We start from the raw sequence: 20,334 nt of genomic DNA on the forward strand, positions 1-20,334 counted from the left end.
GCCGCCCCGCCCCGACGCCGCCCCGGACGGCGGGCTGTCGGTGGCGCGTGGGAACCTCATGCGGCCCGCTGACATCGAACCCCCATTCCCTTCGAAGGAGGCCGCCAGATGAGGGACGGGCACGTCCGAGCACACCGCGGGATCATGATCGGCGCGGGCGCCGCCGTCTGCGCCGCCGCCCTCACCGCCTGCGGCGGCGATTCCAGGCCCCGTGACGACCACCCCGCGGGCATGTTCGCCACGGGCACGTTCCAGGACGGGGTGAACTGCTCCGACCCGACCGGCGACGTCCGGACGGTCGTCAGGCCGCGCGCCGGACGCCGCGCCCCCACGCGGCCCGGCTACGCCGACATGACGAGTGTGTCCTGGAAGCGGACGCCGAGCGGCGCGTCCGTCGTGATGTCGGTGAGCGGGTCGTCCCCGGCGAGCGGCACGGCCTTCGAGACGCTGTACCGGCAGGGCGCGAACACCACGCGCGTGCAGGCTGTGCAGTCCGACGGAAAGTGGACGGTGACCAGCGGAAACCGCCGCCAGGTCCCGGTGCCGGGCGCGACGGCCGCGATGACCGGCTCGGCACTGACGCTCACGCTCCCGAGTTCCCTCCCGGCGGACGGCGCGACCGTCGACCTCACCCGGCCCGCCGAGGTCGACGCCGACACCCGCGCGACCGTCCGCGGCGTCGGCTTCACCGACGAGCAGTGCGGATCCGGCACGCCCCGGCGGACGGGCGGACGCCGCTACCTGTCCTGGCCCGCCGGGCCGCGCTACGGGCGGTCGGCCCCGCCGGGCTCCCGGTACGGGTCGTCGCCGCCGGTCAACCGGCGTCCCCGGCCCGGGTCCACACCGCCGAAGTACACGCCGCCCGCGTACACGCCCGCGCCCTCCCGCAGCGCGCCCAGCAAGACGCGGTCGTCCAGCAAGCCACCCCGGCGCCGGTAGGCCGGGAATGCACAGGACGCGGAATGTGCTGTACTGTCAAATCAGCGTCTCCGGTCAGAAGGCGCCTCGGATCCGCGTCCAGCGTGATCGGGGCCGGGGGGCGCGTACGTTCCCCGCCCGGGCCTCTGAGCGCCCGGTGACAGCCCGCGCGGCCACCCGCCGCCCGCAGCCTTCCAGGGAGCCGACCTTTTCCGCCTGCCAGGGCAGGCCGAGCATCTTCCCTCACTCGTTCCTCTCGATCACGCGCCGCCCGAGGGGCGGCCGTCTGAAGGGACCCGCATGACCACTACCACCACGGCAGAACACGCCAGCGTGCCCGCACAGGCCGACCGGCGTCGCCGCTCCCGGGCCCGCACCACCGCGGCCCGCACCACCGTCCACACCCCCGACGCCGCCGAGGACGCCGAGGACGCCGCCCAGCAGGCCGCGTCCGGCGGCGCGGAGGCCGCGCAGGCCCTCCCCGTCGTGCCGTTCCACGGCATCCTGTCCATCCTGGACAACCGGGCGTTCGTCCGGACCTCCGGCTACCTGCCCGGCCCGGACGACGTGCACCTCACCCAGGCGCAGGTCCGGGACGCGCACCTGCGCCCCGGCGACATCGTCGTCGGCACGGCCCGTCCGCCCCGGTCCAGCCGGGAGAAGTACGCGGCGCTCGCCTCCGTCGAGTCGGTCAACGGGCTCGCTCCCGAGGCCGCCGCGGACCGGCCGAAGTTCAACACCCTGACCCCCCTGTTCCCCGACGAACGACTGCGCCTGGACACCGGCGCCATGTCGACCCGGGTCATCGACCTGGTGTCGCCGATCGGCAAGGGCCAACGCGGCCTGATCGTCTCGCCGCCCAAGGTCGGCAAGACGATGATCCTCAAGGCGCTGGCGAACGCGATCGGGGCCAACAACCCCGAGTGCCACCTCATGATCGTCCTGATCGACGAGCGGCCCGAGGAGGTCACCGACTTCCAGCGGACGGTCGGCGGCGAGGTCGTGCACTCCACCTTCGACCGGCCCGCCGAGGAGCACATCGCCCTCGCCGAGCTCGCCGTCGAGCGGGCCAAGCGCCTGGTCGAGCAGGGCCACGACGTGGTCATGCTGCTCGACTCGATCACCCGGCTCGGCCGGGTCTACAACCTGGCGGCCCCGTCCAGCAGCCGGATCCTCGCCGGCGGCGTCGCGACGCACGCGCTGTACCCGCCGAAGAAGTTCTTCGGCGCGGCCCGCAACATCGAGAACGGCGGGTCGCTCACGATCCTCGCCACCGCGCTGGTCGAGACCGGCTCGCGCATGGACGAGGTGTTCTTCGAGGAGTTCAAGGGCACCGGCAACATGGAGCTCAAGCTCGACCGGAGCCTGGCCGACCGCCGCGTCTTCCCGGCCGTCGACGTCGAGGCGTCCAGCACCCGCCGCGAGGACCTGCTCATGTCCCCCGAGGAGCTGGAGCTGAACTGGAAGCTCCGCCGCGCGATGTCCGGCATGGACAAGCAGCAGGCGATCGAGCTGCTCCTGGAGCGGATGAAGGGGACGACCTCCAACGCCGAGTTCCTGCTCCGCATGCAGCAGGCCCTCTGATCACGGCCCGCCCTCCGATCACGGCCCGCCTTCCGAGCACGGCCCGCTGACCCGCGTTCACTCCCCGGTGGAGGGTTCCGGGTCGAACGACCGCAGGATCCGGTCGTAGAGGCGCGCTCCGGGCGTCCAGCGCGAGGCGTGGGCGTAGAAGAAGAACTCGTACCCGGCGACCCGGCTGCGCAGGGCGTGCGATCCGCCCTCCCGGTCCCAGGTGAACTCCCACTCCGCCGCGCCCGGCGCCAGGTCCGGCGCGGACTCCAGCCTCAGGCGGTGGTATCCGGGGTAGACGCCGTTCGCGGTCGCGCGCCGCTCGTCCGCGCGCAGGCCGGCCAGCGCGGCCCCGGGGGCACGGACGATGGTCATGCCCTCGCCGTCCGACGGATCGGCCCAGGCCACGCCGTTGGCGATGTGGTGGCTGCGCCAGTCCGACGGGACCTCCACGCTGAACGCGCCGTCCGCGTGGAAGACGGTCGTCTCGTCCGACACGCCCGGGAAGGGCTGCACCACCGACGACGCGCTCTTGCTCACCGAGGTCCAGCGGGCCGACCACGCGCCCAGCGCCGCGACCCCGGCCAGCGCGGCCCCGAGGCCGAGCAGCGCCCCGAACCTCGGCCGCTTCGACGCGGGCATCCGCCCGGTCGCGCGCCGGTTCGCGATCCGGACCGTCCCGTCGGCGTCGATCTTCGCGCCCGGTTCGTCCAGGCCGCTCTCCGCCGTCACGTCCCCCTCGCCGGGCGGCGCGACCTCGCCGGACATGCTCGCCGCGCCGGACGTCACGACCTCGTCGGCCGCGCGGGACTCGTCGGTCACCCCAGGCGCCTCGGTCATCTCGGGTGTCTCGGACGTGCCGGGGGCGGACGCGCGCAGGGCTTCGTGGAGGAGGCGTTCGACGGCCTCGGCGCTCAGGCGTTCGGCCGGGTCCTCGCGGAGCAGGCCCGCGACCACGGGGCCGAGCGCCCACGCGGAGCGCGGCGGCTCGTACTCCCCGAGCAGCACCGCGACCATCGACGCGAGGGCGTGGCTGCGCAGGAACGGCGAGCGGCCCTCGACCGCCGCGTACAGGGTCGCGCCGAGCGACCACAGGTCGGACGCGACGACGCTCGGACGCCCCCGGACCCGCTCGGGCGACAGGTAGGCGGGCGACCCCTCGATCCCGGCGACGAGCGTGTCGTCCCCGCGTCCGCGCACCCCGGCGTCGGTGTGGACGGCCAGCCCGAAGTCGCTGAGCAGAACCCGCCCGTCCTCGCAGAGCAGCACGTTGGACGGCTTGACGTCGCGGTGCAGGATGCCCTCGGCGTGCGCGGCGCGCAGCACCGACAGCAGCGCCAGGCCGACCTCGGCGGCGCGCGCCGCCGGGAGCGGGCCGTCCTGCGCGAGGACCTGGTGCATCGACCGCGCCCGGATGAACTCCATGATGATCCAGGGACGGCCGTCCTCCATGACGATGTCGAAGATCTGGACGACGCCCGGGTGCCGGAGCGCGGCGGTGGCCCGCGCCTCCTCGACCATCCGCCGGCACGCGAGCCTGCGCTCGCCGGTGGTGAGCCGCTCCGGCAGGCGGACCTCCTTGACGGCGACGTCCCGGTCCAGCAGCTCGTCGTGCGCGCGCCAGACCGTTCCCATGCCGCCGCGTCCCGCCTCCGAGAGCAGGCGATACCGGCGTGCGAGCGGTATCAACCCTTCTCCCCCCATGAGGTGGTTATCGGTCGTAAGCCCTCTCGCCATGTTCCACATCGAGTAACGATTCTCTCACGATGAGTCATTTGCGAGCCAGTACGCGATATGTCTCAAGTGGCGTGCCGGACGGCGTCCGGCGGACGAACAGCCAGGTCAGCCAGCCGATGCCGCCCGCCGGGATCTCCACCGCGAAGGTGTAGAAGGAGTACAGGATCGTCGCTGCGGCGGCGGGCCCGGCGGGCACGCCGAACGACACCAGCAAGGCGGCCGTGCCGGTCTCGCTGATCCCGGCACCGCTCGGCGTGACGACGGCCGTGGTGAGCATCCGGTTGATTGCGAACACCGCGACCGCCTCGGCGACCTGCACGTGCGCGCCGACCGCGACCAGACACGCGTACAGCAGCGCGGCCTGGAGCAGCAGGTAGGCGAGCATGCCGTAGGTCAGGCCGCGCCAGCCGGTGCGCAGCACGTCCACGGTCTTGTCCCGGACGGACAACAGCGCGCCGTCGCCCTTGAGCAGCCAGCGTCCGGCGCGTCCGGGAAGGCGGCGGGCGAGCGCGCGGAGCCGCACGTCCACGGCGCGCGCGGTCCTCGGCGACCCCAGCGCGAGGACGAGGATCGCGAGGATGCCGAGGATGACGGCCGCGGCGAGGACCGCCATGGCGGCCGTCCGGCGGTCGGGCAGCTCGCCCGCGACGAGCAGCGCGACGATCCCGACCGCGGGCAGCAGCAGCCGGGCCAGCACGTTCCACACGCCGGTGACCAGCGCGGACACCGTGATCGAGGCGTTGCGGTGACCCCAGCCCCGGGCCATCGCGAAGGTGACCGCGAGCCCGGCCGCGCCGCCGAACGGCAGGAGGTTGCTGACCGCGCTGCCGACCGCGTTCATCAGGAGCGCCTGCCAGTGCGCGAGACCCGGCAGGGACGCGGTGAACACGAACGTGTAGGCCCAGAGCCCGGCGAGCCACAGCAGGGTGAGCGCGGCGAGTTCCCAGAGGGAGAGCCGTCCCAGCTCACGGCCGATCTCCGTCCAGTCCACGCCGACCAGGTACGGGAGCGCGGCCAGGAGTCCGATCGCGCCCGCGAGCGACAGCAGGGACAGGAGGGCGCGCGCGGGGCGGCTCAACGCTCCGCCGCAAGCGCGGAGTCCGCCGGGCCGGAGTCGTTGTCGGGGTCGGGCGCAGGCTCGGGCCAGGCGTCCAGCGGATGCCGGAGGACGGGGCCCGGCGGCAGGTCGCGGCGGACGTACCACTCGGTGCCGAACGCGCGGCGGAACAGCGGCCGGGGCAGCCACAGCAGGGCGGCGAGCGTCCGGACGGTGTCGCCGCCGGTGGTCTGGGTCGCGTGCGCCGCCATCGAGAAGCGCTTCGCGGAGGTGAACCGGCGCACCGGGACGCGGTGCGTGATCTCGGCGGCGGACGCGTAGGCGCGCTCGAAGGACGCGACGTCCACCGAGCGCGGCAGCAGCCGCAGCCGCGCCAGCCCACGCAGGACGCGCAGCAGCAGATCGCGGTCGACGGTCGCCTCAAGGACGACGGGCGTCCCGGCCATTCTCGCCGCCTCCGTCCCCACCCGGTGCACCTGGACGTGGTCGGGGTGTCCGTACCCACCCGCCGGGTCATACACAACCAGCAGGTCGGCGGCCTCTTGGCGAAGTAACTCGGCGAGTTCGCCCGCGGCGACGTCCACATGCGCGCGTGCGAAGCCACCGGGTGCGTCCCCGTCCAACCCCGAATCCTCATAACCAAGCAGAACGACCCGGTGGCATCCCAGCGCACGCGCCGAAGCGTGCAACTCCGCCGTCCGGACGGAACCCAGCCGCGCCCGGCGCTCGGAGTCCCGCATGGCCGTGCGCGCGGGACCGTCCGTGAGGCCGCGTTCCCCGGCCGTGGCGACGACGAGGACGACACGGTGTCCCTCGGCCGCCAGGCGGGCCATCGTGCCCGCCGTCAGCAGCGCCTCGTCGTCCGGATGGGCATGGAAGAAGACACAGGTTCGTCGCACGCGCTATTAGATTCCCGGGACGTGTGAAGAGGGGCCCCGCTCCGGGTCAAGGCTCGCCCATCCCCCACGCGGTGGGGCGTGTCGGCGCGGGTGCCGCGCGGGCCCCGCACGCACCGTCATGGGGTGCGGATACTCCATGTCAGCGACTGTTTCCCGCCCCGGCTCGGGGGCATCGAGGTGCAGGTCGACGAGCTGGCCCGGGCGCAGAGCGCGGCGGGCCACGACGTCACCGTCGCCACCGCCACGCCCGAGCCGGACGGGACGGACGGCGGACCGGGCGTCGGATCGGACGAGCTCCCGTTCCGGGTGGTGCGGCTGGTCGCGCCGCTGCCCTGGGAGCTGCCGGTCGGACGGTCGCTCGCGCCGCTGCTGGAGAGCCTCAAACCGGACGTCGTCCACGTGCACGCTGGGGCGGTCTCGCCGTTCGCGTGGCGCGCCGTCCACAGCCTGGGGATGACGGGGCTTCCCGTGGTGCTGACCGTCCACAGCATGTGGGGGCCGGTCAGCCGGGCCGTCTACCGGACGCTCGTCCCGGTCTGGGCGCGCAGGCACGGCAGCGGGCTGGTGATGACGACGGTGAGCGAGGCGGCGGCGCGTCCGATCCGCGCGGTCGTGGACGGACGGCTGTCGGTCCACGTGGTGTCGAACGGCATCGACCTCTCCCAGTGGAACGCCGAGGCTCCCCCGGAACCGGACGCCGAGGACGGGATCCCGCACGTCGTCGCGGTCGGACGGCTCGCCCCGCGCAAGGAGCCGGTGAACCTGCTGCGCGTGCTGCGCGAGGCGTCGGCGACGGCGCCGCTGCGCGCGACGGTCGTCGGGGACGGCCCGGCGCGTCCGCGCATGGAGCGGTACCTGCGGCGGCACGGGATGAGCGGCTGGGTGCGGCTCACCGGACGGCTCGACCGGTCCGAGGTCCGGACGGTCCTGGCGGGCGCGGACGTGTTCCTCGCCCCGGCGTCCCGCGAGTCGTTCGGGCTCGCGGCGCTGGAGGCGCGGCTCGCGGGCGTGCCGGTGGTGGGACGCGCGGGCGGCGGCGTCGCCGACTTCGTCACGTCCGGGCGCGAGGGACTGCTCGGCGGGACGCCGCGCGAACTGGCGGCGGCGCTGGCGCGGCTCGCGTCCGACCCCGTCCTGCGGGGCCGGATCGCGGCGCACAACCGCGCCACCTCACCCGTCCGGTGCTCGTGGCCCGCCGTCCTCGCGGCGTTCGACTCCTGCTACGACGCGGCGTCGGCGAAGACCGACTTCGCCCACTTGTAGTCGGACTTGCCGACGGCCGTCCGCCGGACCTCGTCCACGACCTTCAGCTCGCGCGGCAGCTTGTACCCGGCGAGCCGCTCGCGGCAGTGCTCGACCAGGTCCTCCAGCGTCGGGGACGTCCCCGGGCGCGGCGCGACCACGGCGGCGACGCGCTGCCCGAACCGCTCGTCGGGCAGGCCGACCACGACGACGTCGTAGACGTCCGGGTGGTCCTTGAGGGCGACCTCGACCTCCTCGGGGTACACCTTCTCGCCGCCCGTGTTGATCATCAGCGAGCCGCGTCCGAGCAGGACGATCGTGCCGTCCTCCTCCAGCTGGGCGAAGTCGCCGGGCACCGACCAGCGCACGCCGTCCGCGTCGGTGAAGAACGTCGACGCGGTCTTCTTCGGGTCGTTGTAGTAGCCGAGCGGGATGTTCCCGGACCGCGCGAGCTTGCCGATCTCACCGGGCCGGACGGGCTCGAGGTCGTCGTCCAGGACGGTGATCCCCGGCTTCATCATGAACCGGGCCGTGCCCTCCTTGCCGCCGACGGACGGCCCGCACGCGCCGGTCTCGGACGCGCCGTAGTTGTCGAGGAACACCACGTTCGGCAGGTGGACCTTCAGCTCGTCCTTGGCGCCCTCGGTGAGCGGCGCGCCGCCGGACGCGATCGCGAACAGCGACGACATGTCGTGGTCGCCGGACGCCAGCTCCCTGGCGACCGGACGCGCCATCACGTCCCCGACGATCATCAGGACGTTCGCGCCCTCCTCGGCGAGCAGCCGCAGCGCCTTCGCCGGGTCGAACCCGTGGTCGGTGTAGAGGACGACCTTGGCCCCGCTGAACAGGCCCATGAACGCCACCCACTGGCCCGCGCCGTGCATGACGGGCGCGCAGTCGAGCACCGCCATCGCGGGCTGCTCGGCGTTCGCGGCGAGCGCCTCCGGGCTGGTCACGGGGTCGCCGAGGACGTTCCCGCCGCCGAGCGCGCCGAAGAAGATGTCCTCGGACCGCCACTCGACGCCCTTGGGGTAGCCGGTCGTCCCGCCCGTGTACATGACGTACCGGTCGTCGCTCGACCGCTCGGGGAAGTCGTCGTCGCCCGAGACCTCGCCGAGGGCCTTCTCGAACTCGACCGCGCCGGGGATCTCGGCGTCCGAGCCGTCCTCCAGGACGACCACGTGCCGCAGCTTCGGCAGGTCGGCGCGGATGTCCTGCACCTTCGCCAGCAGGGACCGCTCGCCGACCAGCGCGACCGAGTCGGAGTCGGACAGCACGTGGCGCAGCTCGGCGGCCACGTAGCGGTAGTTCACCGGGATCGGCACCGCGCGGATCTTGAAGACGCCGAGCATCGTCTCGATCCACTCGGCCCGGTTGTAGGCGAGGATCGCGACGTGCTCGCCCGGCCGGACCCCGGCCGCGTCGAGGTGGTGACCCACCCGGCTGGCGCGTTCGTTCAGTTCCGCGTACGTCCTGCGCTGGTCACCGGCCACGAGCGCCGGTCTGTCCGGGCCCGCCTCGGCCAGGATTTCCAGGAGATCCGCCAGGTTGTAGCTCCGCGCCATGGCCACACGTCCTCGGGGTGGGGGTGTACCGGGTGCCCCGATGATTGCCCGCGACCCGGCGCCCGCTCAATACCTGTGGACGCCCCGTCCAATGAGATGGGTCACAAAGGGAACTCTGACCGAGCGGACGGACCACCTCTGGCCGGAAGGGCAAACGCCCAGGTGGGAAGGGTGTTCGCGGGCCGCGGCGGCGGCGCCCGGCCGGAGATCGCAAAGCCCCGTCCGCAAGGGGCTCCGCGTTCTTACACCGCTCTTATCCGGGGCCGGGCATGCTGTGCCGTAACGATTACGTATCAGACGGGGGTACCGGTGAGCGCAGGCGCAGTGGCGTGGACGCCTCCGACATGGGAGGAGATCGTCGACCAGCACTCCACGAGGGTGTTCCGGCTGGCGTACCGCCTGACCGGGAACAGGCACGACGCCGAGGACCTCACCCAGGACGTGTTCGTCCGGGTGTTCCGGTCCCTGTCGTCCTACACGCCCGGCACGTTCGAGGGCTGGCTCCACCGCATCACCACCAACCTCTTCCTCGACCGGGCGCGCCGCAAGCAGCGCATCCGCTTCGACGCCCTCGCCGAGGACGCCGACGAGCGTCTCGAGGGCCGCGAGATCTCTCCCGCGCAGGCCTACGACGAGCGGCACCTGGACGCCGACATCCAGGCCGCGCTCGACTCGCTCGCCCCCGAGTACCGGGCGGCCGTGGTGCTGTGCGACATCGAGGGCCTCACCTACGAGGAGATCGCGGCCTCGCTCGGGGTCAAGCTCGGCACCGTCCGCAGCCGCATCCACCGGGGCCGCGCCCAGCTGCGCGTCGCCCTGGAGCACCGCCGCCCGGCCGCGCCCGCCCCGGCCCCGTCCCAGGAGTGCGTGACCACCGCGCCGTGACCGTCGCCGCGCGATCACGGCCCCGTGGTGATCGCGTCCTGGGCCCCCGTTCTTGAGCCGTGCGGAGCAGCGTCCCGCACGGCTCAAATCCTTGTCCGGACGTTCGCCGGGCGTCACGGCCCGGCACACCTCCCGGAGCGTCACGGCCTGGTACTCCTCCCGGAGCGTCGCGGTCTGACGCTCCTTCCAGGCCGTTGAGACCTAGTACTCCTCCGAGACCCTGAGCCCGTCCTCGGTGCGTTCGAGGCCGAGGCGGGCGGACAGGTCGAGCAGGGCTTGGGACGTGCGGCCCGAAAGGAGGATCCCGTGGCGGGGGTCCGTGGCGAGGTGGGCGAGCACGTCCGGGCCGCCGTAGACGGTCCCGTCCTGACCGAGTTCGCGCCACGGCTCGAAGCCGAGTGTCGGCAGTCCGGCCTCGATCCTGGCGACCAGTTCGGCCATTTCGTCCGAGCTGGTGAAGTCCTCCTGGGAGATCGGCACCGTCCAGCCGAGCGCGGGCGGCAGCCGCTGGACGGCGAGTTGGAGGAAGAACTCCGAGACCGACCGGGCCTGGAGGGCCAACTCGCCCTCGTCCTTCCTGACGCTGACCAGCACGCGCGGGTCGGGCTCGTGCGCGTCGGCGGCCGGGTAACCCCAGAAGGTGCAGCAGTCGTCGTCGACCATGAACACGACGACGCGGTGGTCGTCGTCCGGGGCGACCAGATCCGAGTCGTCCGGGATCGGGGCCACGACCTCCCAACCGGCCTGCTCGGGCCGGACGGCCGGCGGGTACAGGGCGGTCGTCCAGTAGAGGCGGGAGTCGTGGGTGAAGGAGTTGCACGGCAGCTCCCACCACTCGTCCAGCGCCGCCGGGACGGGCAGGGCGAGGTCGACGCCCCTGTACCCGTCGGCCTTTCCGTCCAGCGCCAGCAGGTACTTCTCGTACTCGTCGCCGGACCATCGGTCCCGGCGGGACGAACCCGGCTCGACCTCGTAGCCCCACTCCTCGTGGAACTCGCGCAGCACGTCCCAGCGGTCCGGCGCCGCCTTCAGCCGCTCCGCGAACGTCCCATAGTCAACGATCTTCGCCACGCGGGAAGCGTAGAGGGGCGGCCCGGCTAACCGTTCCTCTCGGATGATCGGGCGGTCTAGTAGTCGCCGGGGGCGGTGAGGTACTCCTCGTTGAGGGTGAGGCCGAGGCGTCCGGCCTGGTCGAGGACGGCCTGCGGGGTGCGGCCCGCGATGGAGACGCCGCCGAGGTCGCCGTCGGCGACGAAGACCAGGACGTCGGGGCCGCCGTAGACGATCGCGTCCTGCTGGAGTTCGGCCCAGGGCTCGAAGCCCAGCTCGGGCATCCGCTCCTGAATCCTCGCGAGCAGGTCGTCCAGGTCGCCGTCCACGACGTCTTCGTCGTCGATCTCCACCGACCAGCCGAGCAGGCGGGGCAGCCGCTGGACCGCCAGCTGGAGGAAGAACTCCGAGACCGACCGGGCCTGGAGCGCCCACTCGTCGTCGGCCACGCTGACCAGGACGCGCGGGTCGGGCTCGTGCGCCTCGGCGGCGAGGTAGCCCCACTCGTTGCAGTACTGGTTCTCGGCCATGAACACCACGACGCGGTGGTCGGCGTCCGGGGTGACCAGGTCCGAGTCGTTCTGGAGGGGGCCCGCGACGCCGTAGCCGGACGGGTCGGGACGCACGGTCGGCGGGTAGACCGGGTTCGTCTCGTAGTAGCGGGCGTCGTGGGTGAACGAGTTGAAGGGGAGTTCCCACCACTCGTCCAGCGCGGCGGGGATGGGCACGGCGAGGTCGACGCCCTCGAACTCGTCGTCCTCGGATTTTCCGTGCAGTGCGCGGACGTACGCCTCGTGCTCGTCCGGGGACCAGCGGTCCCAGCGAGGGGAGCCGGGCCTCACGGCGTAGCCCCACTCCTCGTGGAACTCGCGCAGGACGTCCCAGCGGGACGGCGCGGCCTTCAGGCGGTCCGCGAACGCGCCATAGTCAACGATCTTCGCCACGCGGTGATCGTAGGGGGACGGTCCGACAGACCGCCCCCGGGCGGGACGATCAGGCGATCTCGGCCAGGCCGTCCTTGATCACGATGTCGCGGGAGCTGGACGTCGTCTCGAACGCGAACGTGCCGTCGCCGCGGTCGTAGATGCGGGTCGTGACGTCCTGACCAGGGAGGACGACCTTGGAGAAGCGGACGGCGAGGCGCTTCAGCCGGGCCGGGTCGCCGCCCGCCGCCGACTCGATCACCGCGCGGGACGTGAACGCCATCGTGCACAGGCCGTGCGCGATGATCCCGGGCAGGCCCGCGCTCTTCGCGAACTCCTCGTCCAGGTGGATCGGCATCAGGTCGCCGGACGCCTTCGAGTAGCGGAACGTCTGGTCGTCGTCCACGTGCTGGGTGACCTCGGCGAACGGCCCGGCGGCGCGCAGCTCCTCGGGGAAGCGGTGCGCGGGGGCCTGCTCGCCGACCGTCTCCCCGGCCTGGAAACCTCGGAAGAACGACACCATCCACTGCTCGTTGACCAGGTCGCCGCCGTCCGTGCTGGTCTCCAGCTTCAGCGACACCGTCGTCCCGGAACCCTTGGACGAGTACCCGGTGACCTTCGCCCGCGACACCAGCCTCATGCCCGGCTCGATCGGGCGGTGGAACACCATGTCCTGTTCGCCGTGCACGACGAACGGGATCAGGCTGTCCGGGACGACCTTGAACAGCGGGTCGATCATGCCCTCGAACACCGGGACGATCGCGAACACCGGCGGCGCCAGCTCGCCCGAGACGTACCGGGCGTTCGGGTCGTTGGTCGCGGCGGCGTAGGCGATCGTCCGGTCGCGTTCGACGGCGAAGTCGAACGGCGCGCTCCAGACGCCCAGGTTGTCCTTGTTCATCTCGGTCATAGGGGGATTCCTCACTGGTAGAGACCCTTGGCCCAGCGGTAGTCGGCCTTGCCCGCGGGTGAGCGGCGCACCTCGTCCACGATCCTGAGGTCGCGGGGCGTCTTGAATCCGGCGAGGGTCTCGCGGGTGTGCGCGACGAGCTCGTCCGGCGTCGCGGACGCGCCGGGCACGAGCGAGACGACGGCGGCGACACGGGATCCGAGCCGCTCGTCCGGGACGCCGACGACCAGCGCGTCGTACACGGCCGGGTGCGTCTTCAGCGCCGCCTCGACCTCCTCCACGAACACCTTCTCGCCGCCGGTGTTGATCACCAGGGAGCCGCGTCCGAGCAGGACGACCGCGCCGTCGGCGTCGATCCGGGCCATGTCGCCCTGGAGCGCCCAGCGCACGCCGTCGTCGTCGGTGACGAACGTCCTGGCCGTCTTCGCCGGGTCGTTCCAGTAGCCGAGCGGGATGTGACCGCGCCGCGCGAGCTGGCCGATCTCCCCCGAGCCCGGCGGGACGGGCCGCAGCAGGTGGTCCAGGACGGCGGTGTCGTCCGCGCGCGGCACGAACCGCGGGTGCCCGTCGGCGGACTGGTCGACCGCCTGTCCCGCCGCGCCGGTCTCCGAGCCGCCGAACGCGTCCAGGATCAGCAGCAGGGACGGGACGAGCTCCTGGAGCCGCGCCTTGACGTCCGGCGAGGTCACCGCGCCGCCGGTCGCGAGGACGAGCAGCGCCGACAGGTCGTGCCGTCCGGGGTGGGCCTCCAGCTCGCCGATCAGCGGCCGGACCATGACGTCCCCGACCGCGTTCAGCGTGACGATCCGCTCCTCGTCGGCGAGGGCCAGCACCTTCGCCGCGTCGAAGCTGCGGCCCGTCCAGAGGACGACCGTGGACCCGGCGGTCAGCCCGGCCCACGCGACCCACATGCCCGCGCCGTGCATCAGCGGCGCGCAGACCAGCGTGTTCAGGCCGCCGTCCAGCACCTTCGTGGCGAGCGTCTCGGGTGTGGGGATGGGGTCGCCCATGGCGTTCCCGCCTCCCATGGCGGCCATGAAGATGTCCTCGTGCCGCCACATCACGCCCTTGGGCATGCCGGTCGTCCCGCCCGTGTAGAGCAGGTAGAGGTCGTCGGGCGAGCGCTCGCCGAAGTCGTTCGCGGGTGAGGCGTCGGCGAGCGCGTCCTCGTACCCGACGGCGTCCGGGACGGGGTCGTCCGAGCCGTCCTCGATGACCATCACGTGCCGCAGGTCGGACAGCTTCCCGCGCGCGTCGCCAAGGCGGGCGATCAGCGCCCGCTCGCCGACCAGCGCGACGGAGTTCGAGTCGCCGACCACGTACGCCAGCTCGCCCGCGGTGTACCGGTAGTTCACGTTCACCGGGACGGCGCGCAGCTTGAACGCGCCGATCTGCGCCTCCAGCCACTCGGCCCGGTTGTAGGAGAGCAGCGAGACGGTGTCGCCGGGGCCCACGCCGTTCGCGGCCAGGTGGTGGGCGACCCGGTTCGCGCGTTCGTCCAGTTCCCGGTACGTGAGTCTGCGGTCGCCGGACACGATCGCGGTCTTGTCCGGCACCGCCGCCGCGACGATCTCGAACAGGTCGGCGAGGTTGAAGCTGCGAGACATCCGTCCGTCCTCCGGGTGGTGGTGCGGCGAACCGGTCCGGGTAGAAACATACAAGCTTGACTGTTTCTTAGACAGGCCCTAGCGTCCGAGCCATCCTGAGGAGAGGCGGGCACCGTGACCGACAGGACCTTCGTCGTGGGCGTCGGCATGACCAAGTTCGAGAAGCCGGGCAGCCGCGAATGGGACTACCCCGACATGGCGCGCGAGTCCGGGACCAAGGCCCTCGAGGACGCCGGGATCTCCTACGACCTGATCGAGCAGGCGTACGTCGGCTACGTGTACGGCGAATCCACGTCCGGCCAGCGCGCCGTCTACGAACTGGGCATCACCGGCATCCCGGTCGTGAACGTGAACAACAACTGCTCAACCGGCTCGACCGCGCTGTTCCTCGCGCGCCAGGCCGTGAGGTCCGGCGTCGTCGACTGCGCCCTCGCGCTCGGTTTCGAGAAGATGCAGAAGGGCTCCCTAGGCTCCACCTTCGAGGACCGCGAGCAACCCATGCTCAACCACCTCAAGGAGCTGTTCCCCCTGTTCGAATGGGGTGGCGAGCCCATCGCGCCGTACATGTTCGGCGCGGCCGGACGCGAGCACATGCAGAAGTACGGCACCACCGCCGACCAGTTCGCCCGCATCGGCTGGAAGAACCACAAGCACTCGGTGAACAACCCGTACGCCCAGTTCCAGGACGAGTACTCGCTGGACGACATCAAGGCCGCCCGCATGGTCTACGACCCGCTGACCAAGCTCCAGTGCTCCCCGACCTCGGACGGCTCCGGCGCGGCGGTCATCGCGTCCGAGCGCTTCGTGGACGAGCACGACCTCTGGGACCGCGCCGTCGAGATCGTCGGCCAGTCCATGGTCACCGACACCCGCGCCACGTTCGACTCCAAGTCCGCCATCACGATCATCGGCGCGGAGATGTCCGAGCTCGCGGCCCGCCGCGCCTACGACGAGGCGGGTCTGTCGGCCGCGGACATCCAGGTCATCGAGTTGCACGACTGCTTCAGCACCAACGAGCTCATCACCTACGAGGCCCTCGGCCTCGCCGCCGAGGGCGAGGGCGGCAAGCTCGTCGACAACGGCGACAACACCTACGGCGGACGCTGGGTCGTCAACCCGTCCGGCGGCCTCATCTCCAAGGGCCACCCCCTCGGCGCCACCGGCCTCGCCCAGTGCGCCGAACTCACCTGGCAACTCCGAGGCAAAGCCGAAGCCCGCCAGGTAGAAAACGCGAAGGCCGCCCTCCAACACAACATCGGCCTAGGCGGCGCCGCAGTAGTCACCCTCTACAAGCAACCGAACTAACCCTCACCGGTCCGGGCCGCCCCAACGGCCCGGACCATCAGATGAGCCTGCTGGTGAACCCGGCCCCAACAAGCCGCCGAAACGCGGCTTCGACGTCGTCCGGCACGTCCTGAGCAATGGCGAACCCCAGCTTCGGATACTCCATGACCCTCTGCGTGTCCCCCACCAGCATGTTGATGACGCGATCCACGTCCCCGATGCTCTCGATGTACTCGTCGAGAGGGAGCGGGCGGGACGCGCAGATGATCTCCAACTCCGGCCACAGCTTCCTGGCCGTCGAGTACGCGCGACGCTGCTGGTAGGGCCGCGAGATCAGAACGGCGGACCCGACCTGGATGTCCCGAGCCGCGAGCAAGCTGCGGGTGTACTCGATGTTCTGGCCAGTGTTGGTTGCGCGTGGCTCCACAAGGATCGCCTCGTCAGGAACCCCGAGCTCGAGGGCATGTTCGCGATAGTGGACGGCCTCTCCACGTGGGAAGCGCCCAACGGTCGTCGGAGCATTGGCCCCAGTGAACACAACCCACGGAAACATCCCCCGCCGGTACAACTCGGCCGCGAACGTCGCCACCCCGAGATCATGACTCCCGAGCCCGATCCCGACATCACACGGACGAACGACGTGGCCCATTTGGTGGTACTCCCACAACACCTCCACGTCCGCGCGGTATCCGGCAGGCAGCGACACCTCGGCGACCATCCAGGCTCCTCACTCGGGATCTCGAACGCTGGTCATACGACAGAACCACGCCTGAAGAGCAGGCACCCGAAGGCGCGTCTAGCGGACGCCGCACAGCTCTCGGAACGCCTCGTTGAGTTCGGCGGCTTCGGGGGTGTCGCATCCATGGAGAGCGCTGAGCACTTCGGCGGCTCGCCAGTGGTTGGACGGGACGAGCCGTCCGCTCGTGACCGCCTCCAGCGCGATGTGCACGGCCTCGTCCGGCTGGTCGGTCGTCAGCAGGGCCAGCGCCAGGTCGAGGCGCGCCGAAACGGCCCTGCGGGGACGAGCGGGCGCGCCGTCTGCGCCTTCGAGGCGTCCGAGAACCTGACGGGCGTGGCGTTCCGCCGCAGGGTCCCCCAACCAGGGCAGCGTGGTCGCGATGTACGCCTCGCTCTTGGCCGGGTCGTACCGGTAGTGGTGCTCGGGACGATCAGGCATGGGAAGCGGCGCGACGAGGCGCTCGACACGACTCAACGCGTCTCGTGTTCGGCGGCCGTCGCCGAGACGCGCCCACGCCCGACCTTCCTGCGCGGTGGCCTGGATGTACGCCGAGCTCCCGGTCGGCCCGATCTCCTGCGCACCCTGGGACAGTTCGACCGCCACGGCCAGCTCGCCGTCCGTGAGCGCCTGCCATGCCCTGGTCTCTAGGCACCACGCCGTGATCTCGTCGTGTTCCGTGTGGCGGGCGAGTTGTCCGGCCGTTCTGAGCCGGGCCGCTGCCGCGTGATCTTGGTTGAGGTCGATGTCGCAGGTCGCGGCGAGCAGCGACAGCCACCCTCCGATGACGAGGAGTCGCCGCCGCTCGGCGAGCGTCACCCGGGCGTCCATGAGGCTGGTCACGTAGACCAGATGACGGCGAGTGCGCGCCAGGAGCGCCCCGGGCGGGGTCTGGGGGTAGGCGATGGCGAGTTCGTCCACCGCGGCCTCAAGCCCGCTCAGCGTCTCGTCCCCCACGTCGCTGGCAGCGATGCGCCGCGCGAGTTCGAGCGCTTCGGTGTCGTCGTCCAGAGCGAGATCGGCTGGCAGGACCAGGTCGTCCTGCCGGGAGCCGCCGAACAGTTCGTCCTCCGTCCGGCCCGTCGCACGCGTGTACAACGGCCGGTAGCGAGGACCGGGCGCGTGGTCTCCACGCTCCCACTGCTTGATCATGTCGGCGAGCGAGGCGACGCGGGGCATGCCTTGCCGGTCGGCCGGGTGGGCGGCGGCCCGCAGTTGGCGGGCCAACTCGGCCCGCGACCAGCACGGCGGGGCTTCGCGCGTCGCCCGCAGGCGCGCTCCGATGGCCTTCTTCATCCTGTCGGTGGACATGTCGCAACACACCTCGATGTGAGCATGCTTCCCAGCAAGTCTCCGCCTGACGCAGAAAGAGCCCCCGGAGATCTCCGGGGGCTCGTTCGTCGGGGGTCAGGCCAGGTCGTGTTCGCCTGCCTTGATTCGGGCCAGCAGGTCTCGCGCCGCCGACTCCGGGAGCGCAAACGCGGGGCCGGTCGGGTTCTTGCTGTCGCGGAGGCCCACGGCGCCAAAGGAGAGGCGTGCGACTTCCACGCACTCCCCGCCAGACGGGGCCGAGTGACTGCTCTTACGCCAAATGATCACGCGTACGCGGTCATCACTCCCCTGCTCGAAGCGCCTCCGCAAGGCCACGCGCCGCAGCGGGGGTAATGCCGAGCTGGGGGCCCTCGGGGTCCTTGCTGTCACGGACGCCCACGACCTCGGGATGCAGGCGGGCAAGTTCCACGCAGTCGCCGCCCTCAGAGCCGGAGCGGCTCGCCTTACGCCATTCGCTCATGCGTAGTCCTCCATCGCTTTCAAGATCGCTTCGCGGCTGGTGTCCACCGGCCAAGCCAGATCGTGGATTCGTTCGAGCCTACGCGCGTACCGCTCTACGCGAGCGGGATCAAGGACCATGGTCCCCAGCATTCCGGGAGCCTCCGCGAATGCCACATCCGAGCCGACTGTGAGGATCTTGAAGGCTCCGTCATGCCCGAGGTGCAGGGCATGGTGCCGTCCCACGACTCGGACGCTGACGCCCGGTCGCTCCGACAACTCAAGAAGATGCGCGAGCTGCGCGCGCATGGTTCGGAGATCCTTGGTCGGGGATGCGAGCACCGTCCATGACAGGACGATGGAGACGAGCGGCGGGTCTGGTCGCTCCCACACAGCCGCCTGCCGCTTCATGCGACGCGTCAGCGCTTCGTCCACGTCGACGATCAGCCCAGCCTGGTAGGCGTTGTCAAGGACCGCTCGGGCGTAGTCCGGGGTCTGGCACACCCCAGGAATGAAGCCCGTGTCCCAGGTCCGCTGGCGCGTGGCGGAGGCTTCGTATGCGGCCAGCGAGGACAGCCACTCGTCCTCCGGCTGCCCAAGGGCATGTGCGACCAGGTGGTGCAGGAGTCCGCGCAGATTCCACGCCTCGTCCAACTTGGCGGCGTGCTCCGGGGACAGCCTGCGAGAACCGCTCAGAATGCGCGTCACCAGCGAGCGGTCACAGTCGAGCAACTCGGCGACGCGGCTCTGATTCGTGCTCTGCATGTAGATCTGCCGGTCCAGCTCCACCGCGATGAGGTCCCACAGGGACCGCAACGGTTCCAGTTCGCGTTTTGTCGCGTTCCGCCGGTCTGTCGCTTGATTGCGCTGGTGAAGAGACCTCTTCGAGGGCGGCATTTCGCGATCCCCTTCTGTGACCGGGGTTCCGGGAACGCTGGCGACGCTATCCCACGCCAATGCACTCTGTAACTCGGATCACACAATCCGTATCGGAGGTCCCGTATGCGCCTCGCATGGCGGCGCGAAGGACGGCACGCGGCCCGAGCCGCGCGTACCGCCCAGCCCCAAACCTCAAGCCCTTCCGTGCCGCGTCCGCGCCACCCACGTGCTCAGGCGCTCGACATCCTGGAGCACGCAGCCCCGCGCCTTGGGATGAGCGCGGTTCGTGAGCGGGACGCCGTGGCTCTGTCCGTCGTCGGCGTCTCGCCCATCAAGGTCCGTGTCGACTACCAGCACGGTGAGTGGTGCTACGTGTGGACGACGCGGAACACCGAAGGTGAGTCGCTCGGGCCCGTGGCCGACGTGAACGCTGTGCTCCGGCTCATCGCGTGGACGCTGAACACCGGCGGTGTGCGGTGAGTGTTCGGGGCTCGTACAAGAACCGGACCACGCGCTTCGCGGAGCCTGCCGTTCTGGTGCCCGTGGTCGTCGGGGCGTGGTCTCGGGTGTGGGACGTCGCTTGGGCGGACGGACGGTCATCGCAACGTATGCGAGAGGTCATTTCCGTGCTCGCTGCTGCTGACGCGGCGGACGCCCTGGAGGACGCGGAGACGCTTCCGGTCCTGCTCGCGCTGGATGCGGCGTGGGAGGAAGTCAAGGCGGCATTCACGGCTCGGCTGGCGGCGTTCGGATACTTTCCCGCGCGCATTCGGATCATCACCGCGCTCGCGCACACCGAGTACCTGGAGATCGTGGCCGAAGCGATCCGGCGCATGGGTCCGGCGCCCGAGGACGGGAAGGACGAGGCCGATGCGTGACGCGAACACTCTGGGCGGGGTTCCGGTATGAGGTGGCCGCGCAGGCGGAGGACCTGGCTCCGGCGGGGCGGCTCGGGGCCGGATTTGGGGTGGATGCTCGAATCCGACAGCCGTGAGGACGGGGAAGCCCACGTTTGGCGTGCGCGTGAGGCGATGGCCGAATCTCCCGTGACGGCGGGCTGGGTCCTCGACGTCCGGCCTCAGCGCGTGGAGGGGTACATGGGCGTGTCACTGTGGGTCGCTCTGCTCGGCCTCGGGGGACGTGTGAGCGGGCGGCGGATCTGGATCGAGGTGTCCGGCGTTCAGGATCTTCTGGACGTCGCAGATCGGGTGCGTTCGCCGGAGTTCCGCGAGGGCATGGGCGAGTTCGGTGACACCTACATCTGAGCCGCGTCACAGGGCGATGAGATTTCGCGGGGGTG

General features: G+C 71.3%; 21 protein-coding genes. 8 read left to right on the forward strand and 13 right to left on the reverse strand.

Annotated features, from left to right (window positions below; all coding sequences use genetic code 11):
* Positions 1-108: 108 nt before the first annotated feature.
* Both P696_RS0109540 and rho read left to right on the forward strand, forming a co-directional pair.
* Positions 109-939 carry a hypothetical protein gene (locus P696_RS0109540; RefSeq protein WP_026412178.1) on the forward strand — a complete coding sequence of 277 codons (831 nt, stop codon included), beginning with the start codon at positions 109-111 and terminating at the stop codon, positions 937-939.
* A 279-nt stretch (positions 940-1,218) separates the two neighbouring features.
* Complete coding sequence (rho, locus tag P696_RS44300) at positions 1,219-2,502, forward strand: transcription termination factor Rho (protein ID WP_157429599.1); 1,284 nt, start codon at positions 1,219-1,221, stop codon at positions 2,500-2,502.
* A 57-nt stretch (positions 2,503-2,559) separates the two neighbouring features.
* On the opposite strand, the gene P696_RS52200 is transcribed toward rho, so the two are convergent.
* The 3 genes from P696_RS52200 to P696_RS44310 are packed head-to-tail and all read right to left on the reverse strand — an operon-like array spanning position 2,560 to position 6,183.
* A complete protein-coding gene (locus P696_RS52200) occupies positions 2,560-4,236 on the reverse strand; it encodes a protein kinase domain-containing protein (RefSeq protein ID WP_084337141.1) in 1,677 nt (558 codons plus the stop codon).
* Between the two features lie 25 nt (positions 4,237-4,261).
* Positions 4,262-5,305 (reverse strand): lysylphosphatidylglycerol synthase domain-containing protein, encoded by a 1,044-nt coding sequence (locus tag P696_RS0109555; RefSeq protein ID WP_026412179.1) that lies wholly within the window; start codon positions 5,303-5,305, stop codon positions 4,262-4,264.
* Positions 5,302-6,183: a PIG-L deacetylase family protein gene (locus P696_RS44310; RefSeq protein WP_084337143.1), complete on the reverse strand. Its 882-nt coding sequence runs from the start codon at positions 6,181-6,183 to the stop codon at positions 5,302-5,304. The genes P696_RS0109555 and P696_RS44310 overlap by 4 nt, the downstream gene beginning before the upstream one ends.
* A gap of 123 nt (positions 6,184-6,306) precedes the next feature.
* Here P696_RS44310 and P696_RS0109565 point away from each other — a divergent pair, with 123 nt between their 5' ends.
* Entirely contained in the window at positions 6,307-7,446 is a 1,140-nt protein-coding gene (locus P696_RS0109565; RefSeq protein WP_026412180.1) for a glycosyltransferase, read from the forward strand.
* Here the strand turns inward: P696_RS0109565 and P696_RS0109570 are convergent.
* Complete coding sequence (locus tag P696_RS0109570) at positions 7,404-8,990, reverse strand: acyl-CoA synthetase (RefSeq protein WP_026412181.1); 1,587 nt, start codon at positions 8,988-8,990, stop codon at positions 7,404-7,406. The genes P696_RS0109565 and P696_RS0109570 overlap by 43 nt on opposite strands.
* Positions 8,991-9,299: 309 nt before the next feature.
* Between P696_RS0109570 and sigE the strand changes: the two genes are divergently transcribed.
* Positions 9,300-9,875, forward strand: a complete 576-nt coding sequence (sigE, locus tag P696_RS44315; protein ID WP_245627588.1) for an RNA polymerase sigma factor SigE — start codon at positions 9,300-9,302, stop codon at positions 9,873-9,875.
* 201 nt (positions 9,876-10,076) lie between these two features.
* Here sigE and P696_RS0109580 read toward each other — a convergent pair whose 3' ends face one another.
* Genes P696_RS0109580 through P696_RS0109595 form a run of 4 tightly spaced genes read right to left on the reverse strand, consistent with a single transcriptional unit; the run spans position 10,077 to position 14,365 of the window.
* Positions 10,077-10,946, reverse strand: coding sequence for a hypothetical protein (locus P696_RS0109580; RefSeq protein ID WP_026412182.1), 870 nt, complete (start codon positions 10,944-10,946; stop codon positions 10,077-10,079).
* A 56-nt stretch (positions 10,947-11,002) separates the two neighbouring features.
* Positions 11,003-11,869 (reverse strand): hypothetical protein, encoded by an 867-nt coding sequence (locus tag P696_RS0109585; protein ID WP_026412183.1) that lies wholly within the window; start codon positions 11,867-11,869, stop codon positions 11,003-11,005.
* Between the two features lie 49 nt (positions 11,870-11,918).
* Positions 11,919-12,758, reverse strand: coding sequence for a MaoC/PaaZ C-terminal domain-containing protein (locus P696_RS0109590; RefSeq protein ID WP_026412184.1), 840 nt, complete (start codon positions 12,756-12,758; stop codon positions 11,919-11,921).
* A gap of 11 nt (positions 12,759-12,769) precedes the next feature.
* Entirely contained in the window at positions 12,770-14,365 is a 1,596-nt protein-coding gene (locus P696_RS0109595; RefSeq protein WP_026412185.1) for an acyl-CoA synthetase, read from the reverse strand.
* Between the two features lie 114 nt (positions 14,366-14,479).
* On the opposite strand from P696_RS0109595, the gene P696_RS0109600 reads away from it, so the two are divergent.
* Positions 14,480-15,670 (forward strand): lipid-transfer protein, encoded by a 1,191-nt coding sequence (locus tag P696_RS0109600; protein WP_026412186.1) that lies wholly within the window; start codon positions 14,480-14,482, stop codon positions 15,668-15,670.
* A 37-nt stretch (positions 15,671-15,707) separates the two neighbouring features.
* On the opposite strand, the gene P696_RS0109605 is transcribed toward P696_RS0109600, so the two are convergent.
* The 5 genes from P696_RS0109605 to P696_RS52205 all read right to left on the reverse strand — a co-directional run bounded on the left by P696_RS0109605 (position 15,708) and on the right by P696_RS52205 (position 19,052).
* Positions 15,708-16,367 (reverse strand): YdcF family protein, encoded by a 660-nt coding sequence (locus P696_RS0109605; protein WP_026412187.1) that lies wholly within the window; start codon positions 16,365-16,367, stop codon positions 15,708-15,710.
* Between the two features lie 78 nt (positions 16,368-16,445).
* Positions 16,446-17,696 (reverse strand): NsdA family TPR-like regulatory protein, encoded by a 1,251-nt coding sequence (locus tag P696_RS44320; protein ID WP_211245678.1) that lies wholly within the window; start codon positions 17,694-17,696, stop codon positions 16,446-16,448.
* A gap of 96 nt (positions 17,697-17,792) precedes the next feature.
* A complete protein-coding gene (locus P696_RS0109615; protein WP_342669008.1) occupies positions 17,793-18,032 on the reverse strand; it encodes a DUF397 domain-containing protein in 240 nt (79 codons plus the stop codon).
* Positions 17,998-18,177 (reverse strand): DUF397 domain-containing protein, encoded by a 180-nt coding sequence (locus P696_RS54115; RefSeq protein WP_026412189.1) that lies wholly within the window; start codon positions 18,175-18,177, stop codon positions 17,998-18,000. The genes P696_RS0109615 and P696_RS54115 overlap by 35 nt, the downstream gene beginning before the upstream one ends.
* Positions 18,174-19,052, reverse strand: coding sequence for a DUF5753 domain-containing protein (locus tag P696_RS52205; RefSeq protein ID WP_157429600.1), 879 nt, complete (start codon positions 19,050-19,052; stop codon positions 18,174-18,176). Before P696_RS52205 ends, P696_RS54115 begins: the two co-directional genes overlap by 4 nt.
* Positions 19,053-19,334: 282 nt before the next feature.
* Here P696_RS52205 and P696_RS0109630 point away from each other — a divergent pair, with 282 nt between their 5' ends.
* The 3 genes from P696_RS0109630 to P696_RS0109640 all read left to right on the forward strand — a co-directional run bounded on the left by P696_RS0109630 (position 19,335) and on the right by P696_RS0109640 (position 20,299).
* A complete protein-coding gene (locus P696_RS0109630; protein ID WP_157429601.1) occupies positions 19,335-19,514 on the forward strand; it encodes a hypothetical protein in 180 nt (59 codons plus the stop codon).
* 146 nt (positions 19,515-19,660) lie between these two features.
* Positions 19,661-19,912: a hypothetical protein gene (locus tag P696_RS0109635; protein ID WP_157429602.1), complete on the forward strand. Its 252-nt coding sequence runs from the start codon at positions 19,661-19,663 to the stop codon at positions 19,910-19,912.
* Positions 19,913-20,065: 153 nt separating this feature from the next.
* Positions 20,066-20,299 carry a hypothetical protein gene (locus P696_RS0109640; RefSeq protein WP_157429603.1) on the forward strand — a complete coding sequence of 78 codons (234 nt, stop codon included), beginning with the start codon at positions 20,066-20,068 and terminating at the stop codon, positions 20,297-20,299.
* The last annotated feature ends 35 nt before the right edge of the window (positions 20,300-20,334 follow it).

Origin of the sequence: Actinomadura oligospora ATCC 43269 (assembly GCF_000518265.1) — a bacterium.
In the GTDB taxonomy this organism is placed as follows: Bacteria; Actinomycetota; Actinomycetes; order Streptosporangiales; family Streptosporangiaceae; genus Spirillospora; species Spirillospora oligospora.

Excerpts from the sequence above, each read along its gene's own strand:
- P696_RS0109540 (WP_026412178.1), top strand. The coding sequence starts at position 109 with ATGAGGGACGGGCACGTCCGAGCACACCGCGGGATCATGATCGGCGCG.
- rho (WP_157429599.1), top strand. The coding sequence starts at position 1,219 with ATGACCACTACCACCACGGCAGAACACGCCAGCGTGCCCGCACAGGCC.
- P696_RS52200 (WP_084337141.1), bottom strand. The coding sequence starts at position 4,236 with ATGTGGAACATGGCGAGAGGGCTTACGACCGATAACCACCTCATGGGG.
- P696_RS0109570 (WP_026412181.1), bottom strand. The coding sequence starts at position 8,990 with ATGGCGCGGAGCTACAACCTGGCGGATCTCCTGGAAATCCTGGCCGAG.
- P696_RS0109590 (WP_026412184.1), bottom strand. The coding sequence starts at position 12,758 with ATGACCGAGATGAACAAGGACAACCTGGGCGTCTGGAGCGCGCCGTTC.
- P696_RS0109595 (WP_026412185.1), bottom strand. The coding sequence starts at position 14,365 with ATGTCTCGCAGCTTCAACCTCGCCGACCTGTTCGAGATCGTCGCGGCG.
- P696_RS0109605 (WP_026412187.1), bottom strand. The coding sequence starts at position 16,367 with ATGGTCGCCGAGGTGTCGCTGCCTGCCGGATACCGCGCGGACGTGGAG.
- P696_RS44320 (WP_211245678.1), bottom strand. The coding sequence starts at position 17,696 with ATGTCCACCGACAGGATGAAGAAGGCCATCGGAGCGCGCCTGCGGGCG.
- P696_RS54115 (WP_026412189.1), bottom strand. The coding sequence starts at position 18,177 with ATGAGCGAATGGCGTAAGGCGAGCCGCTCCGGCTCTGAGGGCGGCGAC.
- P696_RS52205 (WP_157429600.1), bottom strand. The coding sequence starts at position 19,052 with ATGCCGCCCTCGAAGAGGTCTCTTCACCAGCGCAATCAAGCGACAGAC.
- P696_RS0109640 (WP_157429603.1), top strand. The coding sequence starts at position 20,066 with ATGGCCGAATCTCCCGTGACGGCGGGCTGGGTCCTCGACGTCCGGCCT.